This is a genomic window from Vibrio sp. T13N, assembly GCF_032970445.1.
GTDB classification, from domain to species: domain Bacteria; phylum Pseudomonadota; class Gammaproteobacteria; order Enterobacterales; family Vibrionaceae; genus Vibrio; species Vibrio diabolicus.
Genome location: NZ_JAWJYE010000002.1, coordinates 138,291 through 151,285, shown reverse-complemented (window position 1 = coordinate 151,285; position 12,995 = coordinate 138,291). Strand labels below are relative to the sequence as shown.

Genomic DNA, 12,995 nt, shown 5'->3' with positions numbered 1-12,995 from the left:
TGGGTTCACGATGCAGGAAAATGCATCTAGGTTCAGTGACTCACTTCATTCTTCTATCATGAAAGCGAGGTTTATGATCTGATGGCTGACGAAAAAGATCACTTTAGTCCATAAAGATGTTGCCGTTATTTGAGTTGATCCGAATTTTAAGGTATTTCGTTCCTTTTCCATCCAATTATTGAGAATTTAAGGTTATTTTGCATTGGCATCGTGTTAATCTTGTCGCCCTTAATGGGTAATAGATTGCATAACAACGCTTCTGTCATTTTTAGTGGTTGTCTGCGACAGGAATACATATGTCATTACGAGCAAAGCTTATTTGGCCAATTTTGGTCTTTATAACGGCTATCTTTGTTATCTCAAAAGGTTATACCTCGTATACTGCATACCAATCGTCTAAGCATGAGTTGGTCGAACAAACGAGAAAGTTGATTAACAATGTTTCTTTCTCAATTAAAGATGCGCTAACGACAAAGAACAAGCAAAAAGCTCAAACTACTCTCATCAACTTTTTAAACCAGCCGAATGTTACGCGGGTCAAACTTTACGACCAAGATGATCAACCTTTCGTTGTTCTTGAAGGAGGTGGGGTATCAGCTCCCGTCCCTAATCAAACTGAAAGAAGCAAGTTACACGCGCTAGGTTATGCCTTATCTGCCAAATTTCTTTATGTTCTAGAGCCAATTATTCACGATGGTCGTGTCATTGGCAGTATGAGGGTTACGCTTTCCCATCGTCCAATCATAGAAGCCCAACAATCTTTACTTCGAGATGGTGCTGTACTTCTTCTGTTGCTGTTCGCTGGTGGCACTATCTTTTACATAAGTATCGATAGGCTTGTTCTCAAACCTGTTATAGAACTGAGTCATACGATAGAGAGTGTGACACACGGACAAAATACGGATACTCAAGTTCGCTATTACTCCAAGGATGAAATTGGAGAACTCGCACATTCCTTCAATCAAATGATGAACAAGTTAACAACACGCGAGAAACAGCGGCAACATTCATTAGAAATGTTAGAACAAAAGCGGGCGTTTTCAGAAGAAGTCATTGAATCTATTCAACATGCATTAGTTATTACCGACAACTTCGGGCGTGTTATTTACTGTAATACTGCGACTCGGCAGATATTTCAAAAAAAGTCAGAGGAACTTGAGCATGCCAATATCCGTGATCTAATTAAAACGAAAACACCGAATGAGCTGAGCCAAATCCTAAGTAGGGGGTTAGAATGCGATGACATTCACCTCAAAAATGCAGACAACGAACAGCAGTTGAGTTTAACCAGTCGTCGTTTGTCCACACATGGACACTTATTGTTTTCGATTCAAGATATCACCGAAATTGAAGAGGCCATGAGCAGGCAGCGTGTTGCGGGGCGTGTGTTTGAGAGCAGCCAAGATGGCCTCATCGTTCTTAATCATCGAGGTGTTATCACAATGGCTAACCCTGCGGTCACTAAGTTAGTTGGACTAGAGATGGATCAGCTTATTGGGAAGTCATTTATCCAAACACTTAAGTGGCGCAAGTTGCAGGAAATGATGCCTAGCATCATTGAATCGATAGAAAACTACGGGGTATGGCAAGGGGAAGTTATTGAACAGAACCATCTTGGCCAGTTTGTGCCGATGTTTGCAAGGGTTAATCGTATCGTTAAGTGTGAAGACAATGGGTTCTACGACCTAGTCATTGTTCTTACCGATCTTTCTGGTGCAAAAGAGATGGAACGACTTGAGTACTTAGCTCATCACGATGCACTAACGGGGTTAGCGAATCGCTCCAAGTTCCATTTAGAGTTGGAAGAATTAGTACAACGGTCGGGATACTTACGTGACGAATTTGCGGTGCTTTACCTCGATCTCGATGGTTTTAAAGAGGTTAATGATACCTATGGCCATGACGCAGGTGATGAAGTTCTGAAAAAAGTAGCCGAGCGTCTAACATCTGCGACTCGACATAGTGATTTAATCGCAAGACTTTCGGGTGATGAATTTGTCATGTTGGTTAATCCTGCCAACCAAAAAGTCGTCACCCGAATTGCAGAACAACTGCTCGAAAGCGTATGCACACCAATCGAGTACAAAGGTAACTCGCTCAAGGTTGGCGTTAGCATCGGCGTTAAATTGGTCGGTGTTAATGAGCGAGATGCCACTCGAGTGTTAAAAAGTGCAGATACTGCAATGTATCAAGCTAAAAAAGCCGGAAAAGGCCAAGCAATATTAATGGGATGTGAATTGCAGGAGACAGTTTAAATCGTAACGTCAAAGCTTTAAACTAAACCCATTCGCGTCAGAAGGAATGATAAAATGAAAGTACTTGTTACGGGTGGTATGGGCTATATCGGTAGCCATACATGTATTCAAATGATCGAAGCTGGTATGACGCCAGTGATTCTAGATAACCTGTACAACAGTAAGTCTACGGTCTTAGAGCGCATTGAAAAGGTATGTGGCGTAAAGCCAACCTTCATCCAAGCCGATATCAGAGATAAATCGACAATGGTAGAGGTTCTAAAATCGAACGATATAGAAGCGGTTATCCATTTTGCAGGTTTAAAGGCCGTCGGTGAGTCCGTAGCAAAACCTCTAGAGTATTATGACAACAATGTGAATGGCACTTTGGTATTGGTTGATGCAATGCGCGAAGCTGGAGTTAAATCGTTGGTATTTAGCTCCTCAGCAACTGTCTATGGCGATCCTGCATCTGTTCCAATCACAGAAGACTTTCCAACTAGCGCAACTAACCCTTATGGACGCAGTAAATTAATGGTGGAAGAATGTTTAACGGACTTCCAAAAAGCGAATCCAGATTGGAGCATCACACTTCTTCGTTACTTTAACCCTGTAGGTTCACATCCAACTGGTGAGTTAGGTGAAGATCCTCAAGGTATTCCAAATAACCTAATGCCGTTTGTTTCTCAAGTTGCGGTGGGCCGCCGAGAGTTCCTCTCTGTATTCGGTAGCGACTACCCAACGAAAGATGGCACCGGCGTGCGTGACTACATTCATGTGATGGACTTATCCGATGGCCACGTCGCTGCTTTGGAAAAAGTAGGCAACAAAGCTGGCCTTCATGTCTATAACCTTGGCACTGGCAATGGCTACAGTGTGCTTGAAATGGTGAAAGCATTTGAAGCCGCAAGTGGTAAAGATGTTCCATACAAACTTGTTGAACGTCGTCCAGGCGATATTGCGGAGTGCTGGGCTGATCCATCAAAAGCAATGAATGAGTTAGGTTGGAAAGCGTCTCGCACTCTAGAAGAAATGACTGGTGATACATGGCGTTGGCAATCTAACAACCCTCAAGGTTACCCAGACGTCTAATTTTGTTTTACACAATAATAACAAAAAGACGCATAATTGCGTCTTTTTTGATCCAAATCGGAAAAAATCGTAAATTACTGGTTAAAAGGTAGCAAGTCTATATAGAGCTGTTAAACTATGTCCGACTCTTAATTTGGGTTATAAATTTTCTCATAGCTATTGGGGTAGTTCATGGAACTCGGTCTGATCATCACTTTTATCATTGCAGCAGCAGTAATGGTGAAAAAAGAGATGGCAAAACAGTAAACTTTCATTTTTCATACTTTTCTTTACATTTTTGAAATGAAAGCCATAAAAAAAGCCAGCATTACGCTGGCTTTTGTGTTTTTAAGGTTTAGAACTCGTATTTAGCTGTAATTGACCAGTTCCGCCCAGCTTGAGTCAGATCTTTGTTTTCTGTCTGAAGGTCACGAACATCATTCCAATTGTAGTACTCTTCATCTGTCACGTTGAACAGACCTGCTCGCAACGTAAGGTCTTTAATAGGTTTGTAGTACGCGGTGATATCTACAACCGTAGCTGCGGAGATAGGCAACACTTTATCGTCATTTATGTCGCTTTTATCTTTAGAAGCGGTGTAGTTAATGGTTAACTTGGTTCCCCAGTTTTGTTCTGAATCGTAATTTAAACCAGCGACAAGGTTCCAAGGGTTAACACTGTTTAGTGGATTATTGTTTCCATCTTCACCTTCCGTATATGCCGCTGCTACACGAGAGCTAAAGCCTTCGATTGGCATGAACTTGTTCCACGAAAGTTGGTTTGAAAACTCAATACCTTTAATTGTCGCTTTGCCAATATTTACGTACTGCAGAATCGCAGGGTCAGTCACTGGTGTCCAAGTGCCAGAGACGGTTTTACTCTCGATGAAGTTGTCGTAATCGCTGTAGAAAACTGACACTTCACTGCTAGAAATGTCATTATTATGTCGCCAACCAAATTCGTACGAAATGCTGTCTTCTGCTTTTAAATCAGGATTTGGCTTAAAAATGTAGCCATGCATTGGGTTGCCGAAGGAGTAGTACAACTCTTGGAAATCTGGAGCACGGAAACCTTGGCTGATTTGCGCGAATAAACGATGTTGTTCATTAAGCTTATAAACAGAACCTAAGCGGCCTGTAAATGCAGAATCAGAAAACTTTTTGTAGTCGCTAGCCGCGTTACCACTTGGGTTGCTGCTTGTGTCACCTGGATCGGTTTCAAATGCATCCCACCGTACGCCCGGGGTAATCGTAAAGTTACCTACCGTAATTTCGTCTTGTAAAAAGAGCCCGTAACGACGCTCGCTCGCAGAAGGGATATAGAAAATTTCTTTGTTTGCGCTTGCACTGTTGTACTCTTTGTTAACGTTCTTAATGTCTTTATCACTGAAGGATGCACCGTACACAAAGTAATGCTCTGTACTACCAAGCATGAGATATTTGTCGAACTGAGAATCAAACTGGTAGCCTTCATCCTCGTAGATGTAGTCTTTACGTTGGTTATTCTGACCTTTAACACGATCAGTAATGCCGTTTTCTTCTTTGCTAAGCCAATCTAGTTGCCAGGTAAGGGAGTCCGCTACGGCCGTTTGCATCTCCCAAATATGTTTTATACCAACTTGATATTGTTCTGTTACATCTTCACTTGTTGCATTAGTATAACCGTTGTAAGACTGCTTTCCGTTGCCTTTGTTGCGAATATAATTCCCATTGAACTCAACACGATGTGCATCATTGAGTTGGTACTGAAGCTTAACCAGTAAGTTGTTCGCTTCTGTATCTGCATCTGCTAGATCTCCAAAGTTATCCAGTTCATTGCCGTCGCGACGCGTATAAGCAAGTAAAGATTCCAAATCGCCAGTTTTGTGCGCTAATGCCACAGATTCACTGAATGTATTGTCTTCGGAAGAGTAGTTGAACTTCGCATGGCCACCAAAGTTACGACCCTTAAGGAAATCAGCCGGATCTTTAGTTTCAAATGCAACAATGCCACCAATTGCGTCAGAACCATGTAGAGACGATGCTGCACCTTTTACAATTTCAACCGCTTTTATTAGGTCGGTATCCACGTTAACGCGAGCAGAGTTAATGAACGTATTCCCTGATTCGAACTGGTTACCTTGAGATACGCCGTCCACAAGAACTTTAATTCGATTGCCTTCGATACCACGGATATTGATACTCTGGACACCTTGGCGAGAGTTTGTCTTAACCGTGACTCCTGGCGTGTACTCAAAGAGATCATCTAAGCCAGTGACCATGCTTTCTTCGATGTTCTTATCAGTAACGACCGCAACAGAAGCAGCAGTGTCTTCGATTTGGCTATTAGTACGAGTCGCAGTCACGACCACTTCATTGAAGGTTGAATGATCTTCAGCGTAGGCACCTTGGGATAGTGCAATCAGAATAGAGGCTGACAAAATTGTTTTTTTATACATTGGCTTCAATACCTTAGATCCATAATAGGTAACAACAAACGGGATACTAATGGATCTAAATAATAATTACTATCATTACCATTGTCATTTGTAGTTTTATCTTGAGTAGAACTCTTAGGTTATGAGCATTTCTAGTCTTTAGTTATCAGTGTGTTATATTGTTTAACGTTAGTTCTTGGTAAGATCATCCAAATACAATCAATGTGACAAAAGTCACATTAAGAGAGGCCATGTGCAGAGTCCAATTACGTTAGAAGCGCTCCATATTCTGGATGCCATTGACCGAAGAGGGAGTTTTGCAGCTGCTGCGAATGAGTTAGATAGAGCCCCGTCATCACTGAGTTATCAGATCCAGAAACTCGAGCAAGACTTAGACATCATTATCTTCGATCGCTCTGGTCACAAAGCCCATTTTACTGAAGCAGGAAAGCTCATCCTTGAAAGAGGACGAGCCATTTTACAAGCCAGTGAAAAGTTAGTGAATGATGCAACGTTATTGGCGAATGGTTGGGAGCTGGATATTACCATTGCCTTTGATGGCATTATTCCTATATCCAATTTCTTCCCTATGGTTGATGCATTGGCTGAAGTCAGCTCAACACGAGTCAGACTGCAAGAAGAGATCTTGGCTGGTAGCTGGGAATCGCTGAATACAGGTAGAGCGGATTTACTGATTTGCCCATCACTGGATACACTTCCTCAAGAAGTCAAATCAGAAAAAATTGGTAAGATGAGCATGTTTTGGGTAGCGGCTGCTGATCACTATGTTCACAAGCGTAGTGGTAAGTTTGATGAGGCGGCGCGAGAAAAGTACCGAATCATTGCCATTGCAGACACTGCACGTGAACAACCTGCGCTCTCAATTAATATCATTCAAAAACAGCCTCGCTTGACCGTCACCAACTTTACGGCAAAAGTAGATGCGCTCACTGCAGGTTTAGGCATTGGTACGTTACCAAGCCAAATTGCACAACCTTTGATTAATAGTGGCGTATTGAAGCGAATCGAAGGTACAGAAGAGCAGCCGATGGATATTATCTTAGCATGGCGCCGAAATACCATGGGTGAGGCGAAATCCTGGTGTATTCAATACTTGAAAAAGAATTGGAAACTAAAGTAACAACGTAACTTTTACTTCTTAGGTTCCCATTGCTTATCGAATCTAAGAAGTAAAGTTATCGCTAATGCTTTATTTTTCAATTTAAAGGGAGCACCATATCTGCCGTACCATCGGCAAACTGAACATCGACTTCAAATCCCAGATTTTGAGCTAACATCAACATCCCTCTGTTTGTAGGCATGGTCATTCCAGACATTTGCTTTGTGCCTTTAATCTTGCAATAGCTGATAATTTTCTGCATCAGCACTTTACCTAAGCCTTTTCCTTTCAAATCTGAACGAACCAAAATAGCAAACTCAGCATCACTATTATCTGGTGTAATCAATGCGCGGGCTACGCCTATGATAGACGGTCCGTCGGTATTAAACGCTACCGCAACAAACGCCATTTCGCGGTCATAGTCGATTTGAGTGAAGTTTGCCAAAGCCTCATGGTTGAACTCACCAACCTCAGAAAAGAAACGCTTATAGAGATCTTCTTTCGATACGCTATTAATGAATTGAGCATGCAGCGGCTCATCTTCAGGCAGGATAGGGCGAAGCAGGATAGGTTGGCCATCTCGAAGCGTTACAGTTTCGACAAACTCTGCCGGGAAAGGGCGAATCGCCAGACGTTTTTGCGCATCTCCCTCGTATTTACACAGTGTGATGTCCGCATCGAGGATAGTTAAATCGCTTTCCGACACCAATACTGGATGGATATCCAGCCTTTGTATTTCTGGCAACTCAACCGCCATTTGGGAAATACGAACTAAGAATTTCGACAACTCACTAATATCGAGCGCATCTTTGTGTTTCTGCAGGCGAATCTTTCCAGACTTTAAAGCCACAACGACAAGGTAGCGTGCAAGCGTCATGTTCAAAGGAGGAAGTGCAGCGACGGCATCTTGGGCGATATTCCACTCCGAGCCGCCTTGACCAAGCAAGATCACAGGTCCAAAGACCTTATCTACTGCAATACTAATCCGTAGCTCTTCAGCGCTGCCGAGCTTTGCCATACCTTGTACCAATAGACCGTGTACATTGGCAGAAGGGTAACTTAGCTTTACGGTATCTAGAATGGATAGCGCTGCGTTGGAAACTTCTCGACTGTTTCTTAAATTCAGGGCGACACCGTGTACATCCGATTTATGAGGAATGTCTGGAGATCGCAACTTAACCGCAACAGGGTATCCGATATTTTCTGCCATATGCACGGCTTCAATTTCGTCAGATGCAATCCATGTTGGCAGAACATTAAACCCGAACAGCTTAAATAATGGGCTGGTTTGATGCGTATCCAAGGTAACTGTATTTTTATCCAGTAATCGTTCATTTACCCATTCTTTTGCAGAACTCACACTTCCAGAGTGCAATGGCTCAGCCGTCGTTGGCGTTTCCATTAATTGCTTCTGGTTTCGTCGATATTCAACCAAGTGCATATATGCAACGACCGCACTTTCCGGCGTTCGATAGGTTGGAATGCCAGCTTGAGTAAATGCCAGTCGTGCCTCTCTCGACGTTTGTTCTCCTGACCAGTTGGTCAAGATATTAAAATGCTTATGCCGAGGGTGAGCCTTGATCGCCTCAATGACAGCTTGAGCAGTTTCAAGAGGGTCGGAAACCGCAGAAGGACTATGCATAATCAAGATCGCATCTGCACAGTCGTTATTCATCAGTGCGTTAATGGTGTCAATGTAGCGTTTTTTTGTTGCATCACCAGACAGATCAATCGGATTTCGAGCGCGCCAGTTGGACGGGAGTACAGTTTGTAATTGCTCAATGGAAGCGTCATCAAGCGTTGCGAGCTGGCCACCACGTTCAATCAAAGTATCAACGGACATAACTGCAGGGCCGCCGCCATTGGTGACGATCGCTAAACGCTCCCCACGAAGTGGAACAGAATGCGTGAGTGTTTCTACCGCAGCGAAGAGCTCATGCGTATTGCTGACTCGTAACATACCAGTTCGACGGATGGCAGAATCGTAAATTACATCAAGCGTATCACCATCTTGCTGTTCGAAAGTATTCATCTCTTTAGAGCGGCCAGCTTTTAATACCAATATACGGCGGTTACGTGAAGCAGCTCGCGCAGCAGACATAAATCGTCGAGCATCTTGGATGTTATCCACATAAAGCAGAATAGCTTCCGTATTCCCATCCATACTTAAGTAATCAAGCAAATCTGCAAAATCGATATCCTGTCCGCGTCCAATCGAAATGAACGAAGAAAAGCCAATATTCTTATCATTTGCCCAGTCTAACACTGTGGTACACACCGCCGCAGATTGTGAGATGAACGCAATTTTTCCGGGCTTAGCCGCAACAGGAGAAAACGTGCAGTTAAAATTGTGCCAAGGCAAGATAATACCTAAGCTGTTCGGTCCTAAAACTCGAATATTCAATGATGAAATATTTAAAGGCTGAGCGTCATCAGAGATAACAATCGCAAACGGCGTGCCTCTTTCATCTAACTCTTTAAGCAGTTGCTCGTTGCGTGAAACGTTCGTACATAAAATCGCAATATCTGGCGTATAGGGTAGGGAAGCCACATCAGGATAGGCTATAACTCCGGATACCGCTTTGTATCGCGGCGTTACTGGCATAATCGCGCCACCAAATCCACTTTGTAGAAGGTTACGCATAACGACATGCCCTGCTCGCAATACTTTTTGAGATGCACCAATAACGGCCACAGAGTTGGGTTTAAAGAGTTTATGTAGTTTATTCATGCTGACTCCTAGCCGTTTGCAAGTAACGTTTGCCTATCGGTTTCATATCAATCATAAACGAATAATTTATTGATAAAACGCCTTCAGACCAGACATTGCATAAAATGTGGGCGATGCTTATGGAGTTTGTGTTATTCATCACATCAAAATCACAGATTATTGTATTTGATGCTTGATAAACGGCCCTGCTATCGGCATGATTTATCGTAATATTTATCCAGAGCATTTGTTACTTCATGAAAAAAATCGCAATCATCGGCTTGTCAGTCCTGCTTTCTGCTTGTGCATCTGAAACTTACATCACAGACGTAACTTCTGAAAGTTATCGAGAGGACTACAAATCAGATCGTATCTCTAAGCCAATTATGGCGTCTGAAAACGCTGTAGTAGAAAAAGACGTACAACCAACTGTTGTGAAAATGACGGCAAAGCCTGAAGAGAAGAAAGTAGTCAAGCTAACGCCAAAAGAGCAGGCGAAGCCAGTTAAGATAGTACCACCGAGTAAAAAGCAAGCTGGCATTCAACGATTTGGCTATACCATTCAAGTCGCCGCTGTGGGTAGCCAAGCGAAAGTCGATCAGTTTGCAAATAAACTACCACAAAACGGTCAGCCGATTTGGGAAAACTATAAAGTCGTCAACGGTACTAAGTGGTTCTCAGTTTTATACGGAGACTACGCAACAAGCGCGGAAGCCAAGCAAGCGATTTCGACTTTGCCTGCTCAATTTCAGCAGTTAAGACCATTTGTTAAAAGCATTGACGCCATTAAAAACTCAGCCTACCCAACGCTTAACAGATTAAACTAACACATCAAATAAGGGAGCGAATAGCTCCCTTATTTATTTGTTCAAATCCTACTCGAACAAAATTCCTCACACTAAAATTACTGTACGTCACACTTCAAAGGTTTATCATAATAAATAGTATCTTTTGTAGGTCACGGAAAGATTGATTCATGATTAAAAATATTCTTCTACTATGCGGCGGCGGCTCTTCTGAGCACGAGATTTCATTATTGTCTGCAAACTTTGTCGAACAACAATTAAATCTTATTGAAGACGTTCACGTTACACGCGTAGAAATAAAAAACGAAGGTTGGATGACCAACCAAGGTGAGTTGGTTTACTTGGATCTCAATACCAAGCAGTTGTGCTCAAGTGAATCTAATCAAACCATCGATTTCATTGTGCCTTGTATACATGGTTTTCCAGGCGAGACAGGTGATATTCAATCTCTGTTTGAAATCGCAGGCATTCCTTACCTGGGTTGCGGGCCAGAAGCAAGTAGCAATAGCTTCAATAAAATCACATCTAAGCTTTGGTACGACGCTATCGGCATTCCCAATACGCCATACTTATTCTTAACGCGCAACGATGAAGAAGCTCATACTCAAGCTCATAAAGCATTTGAAAAATGGGGAAAAGTCTTTGTCAAAGCCGCGCGTCAAGGGTCATCTGTTGGATGTTACAGCGTCACAGAAAAAGATAAACTTTCCAATGCAGTAAATGATGCGTTTGGGTTTTCTGACCAAGTGTTGGTTGAAAAATCAGTAAAACCACGAGAGCTTGAAGTTGCTGCATATGAGATGAATGGCCAGCTGCACATAACGAAGCCAGGCGAGGTTATTGCACCTGACGGTGCTTTTTACTCGTACGATGAAAAGTACAGCAGTTCAAGTCACTCGCTAACTGAAGTTGAAGCGAAGAATCTAACCCAAGAACAATTAGATGCAATTCAGCACGCATCTGAGAGGGTATTTAAGCAAATGAATCTTCGCCATTTGTCTCGTATCGACTTTTTCTTAACGGAAGATGATGAGATTTACTTAAACGAAGTAAACACATTCCCAGGTATGACTCCGATCTCGATGTTCCCTAAAATGCTTCAAAATAACGGGCACAAATTCCATGAGTTCTTGGAAGATTGTATAAACAGTGCAAAGTGATTAACGTTATCAAGGCGCGTTTTATGATAGAAATTGTTTTCTAGAGCAAGGTTTATTCAAGCCGTATTTGAATATTGCTCAGTAGCAATTATGATTATATCAACGCATTAAACAGATGACTCAGTGGTATGGCGATTTCAAACTATAGAGGTTTTAACCTGCAGTCAGGCGGACCAGATGGCAGTATTTGGAAGGTTAAAATCAAAAACCACGTCTTACAAGGTAGTTTGACGGCGGTAAAGAAAAGCATTGATTGGTGGTGCGATACCGCATCAATTATTGATCCCAAAGAGTTTGCTGCGCTTGGACAAAGAGCGCAGCAAGTTGGTGGTGCAAAATCAGAAGTCTTTAACGGTTATACTATTCAAAATGATACAGGTCAGCCCAACTCTTGGTACTGTATGTTTAATGGTAAACTGATTAAGGGTAGTAAAACTGCTATTCAACGTCATATCGAAGCTTATTTAGTTGCAAAGCAAAAAGCGATGCAAGCTCAACAACAAAAGAAACAATAGAATGACTCTGGTATATTCAACAGAAACCGGTCGAATTAAGCCGGAAGAAGAAAAAACATCTCGCCCCAAAGGCGACGGTATTGTACGAATTCAGCGCCAAACGAAAGGCCGTAAAGGTAAAGGTGTATGCATCGTTACAGGTTTAGACTTGGATGATGCACCTTTAAAATTATTAGCTGCAGAACTCAAAAAAGTCTGCGGCTGTGGTGGCTCGGTAAAAGATGGCAATATCGAAATTCAAGGTGATGCTAGAGACAAGATCAAAGCGCATCTTGAAAAGAAAGGCATGACAGTCAAATTAGCCGGTGGTTAATTTACATTCAGGAAAACTCAGAATGGCGTCTAAAAATAGACGCCATTTTTTATTTTAGTAAGTAATACGCTAATTGAAGAACAAGCAATCGCAGATTGATAGATCGATATTAGCTATTTTATGGTAAATAGCCATTATGTTTAATACTCACATTAAAGGCTTTAAATTTCAAATTCACAGGGGAATAGGAGCGCTCATTGGCAACATTTGGCGTACGAGCACATTCAATTTAACATAATATACATAATGCGCACTGTAATAGTGGTTCCTGTGGACTTGCAATCACTAAAGCCAATCCGGCACAAACCATTGAAATGCTTGATAATCCAAGTCCGTTATACTTTTTTGCAATGCTTTCCCACATGCTTTTTATCGCTGGGTTTTCATTGCGATCAGCGTGACATCCTAGCAACGCAATCTCCGGGTCTATACCTGCGCCGTGTGCTAGAAAAACTGCTTCTTCATCAGTAAGTTGTCTAACACCTTTGCGAATTTTACTAATCTTCGGCGGGTCTAGATTCAAATCGTGCGCAACCTGCTTATCTTGTACGTAGTTTTTCGCCTTTTTGTAGGCGTTAATTAGTTCAGCTGTGTACATAAGAACCTCCATTTCTTCTCATTGTAGCCACAAAGTTGCCATAAATCGCATC

At 42.2% G+C, this 12,995-nt stretch carries 10 protein-coding genes; 7 read left to right on the top strand and 3 right to left on the bottom strand.

From position 1 onward, the window contains the following. Positions 1-296: 296 nt before the first annotated feature. The gene (locus R2S67_RS03770; protein WP_047010393.1) at positions 297-2,255 is read left to right on the top strand and encodes a diguanylate cyclase domain-containing protein; all 1,959 of its coding nucleotides are present in this window, start codon (positions 297-299) and stop codon (positions 2,253-2,255) included. Between the two features lie 54 nt (positions 2,256-2,309). Further along, entirely contained in the window at positions 2,310-3,326 is a 1,017-nt protein-coding gene (gene galE / locus R2S67_RS03765) for a UDP-glucose 4-epimerase GalE (protein ID WP_317342339.1), read from the top strand. Between the two features lie 334 nt (positions 3,327-3,660). Here galE and R2S67_RS03760 read toward each other — a convergent pair whose 3' ends face one another. Continuing rightward, positions 3,661-5,742: a TonB-dependent hemoglobin/transferrin/lactoferrin family receptor gene (locus R2S67_RS03760; protein ID WP_257897887.1), complete on the bottom strand. Its 2,082-nt coding sequence runs from the start codon at positions 5,740-5,742 to the stop codon at positions 3,661-3,663. 232 nt (positions 5,743-5,974) lie between these two features. On the opposite strand from R2S67_RS03760, the gene R2S67_RS03755 reads away from it, so the two are divergent. Next, the gene (locus tag R2S67_RS03755; protein WP_085344748.1) at positions 5,975-6,862 is read left to right on the top strand and encodes a LysR family transcriptional regulator; all 888 of its coding nucleotides are present in this window, start codon (positions 5,975-5,977) and stop codon (positions 6,860-6,862) included. A gap of 76 nt (positions 6,863-6,938) precedes the next feature. Here the strand turns inward: R2S67_RS03755 and R2S67_RS03750 are convergent, their stop codons facing one another. Next, on the bottom strand, positions 6,939-9,572 hold the full coding sequence (locus R2S67_RS03750) for a bifunctional acetate--CoA ligase family protein/GNAT family N-acetyltransferase (protein WP_317342337.1): 2,634 nt from the start codon (positions 9,570-9,572) through the stop codon (positions 6,939-6,941). Between the two features lie 236 nt (positions 9,573-9,808). Here R2S67_RS03750 and R2S67_RS03745 point away from each other — a divergent pair, with 236 nt between their 5' ends. The 4 genes from R2S67_RS03745 (at position 9,809) to yciH (ending at position 12,345) form a co-directional block, all read left to right on the top strand. Continuing rightward, entirely contained in the window at positions 9,809-10,378 is a 570-nt protein-coding gene (locus R2S67_RS03745; RefSeq protein WP_317342335.1) for an SPOR domain-containing protein, read from the top strand. Positions 10,379-10,527: 149 nt separating this feature from the next. After that, the gene (locus tag R2S67_RS03740) at positions 10,528-11,517 is read left to right on the top strand and encodes a D-alanine--D-alanine ligase (protein ID WP_104973682.1); all 990 of its coding nucleotides are present in this window, start codon (positions 10,528-10,530) and stop codon (positions 11,515-11,517) included. Positions 11,518-11,645: 128 nt separating this feature from the next. Then, complete coding sequence (locus R2S67_RS03735) at positions 11,646-12,032, top strand: DUF3319 domain-containing protein (protein WP_005395460.1); 387 nt, start codon at positions 11,646-11,648, stop codon at positions 12,030-12,032. Between the two features lies 1 nt (position 12,033). Beyond that, a complete protein-coding gene (gene yciH, locus R2S67_RS03730) occupies positions 12,034-12,345 on the top strand; it encodes a stress response translation initiation inhibitor YciH (protein WP_012842285.1) in 312 nt (103 codons plus the stop codon). Between the two features lie 229 nt (positions 12,346-12,574). On the opposite strand, the gene R2S67_RS03725 is transcribed toward yciH, so the two are convergent. Further along, complete coding sequence (locus R2S67_RS03725) at positions 12,575-12,943, bottom strand: DUF3693 domain-containing protein (protein WP_182027890.1); 369 nt, start codon at positions 12,941-12,943, stop codon at positions 12,575-12,577. Positions 12,944-12,995: the final 52 nt, after the last annotated feature.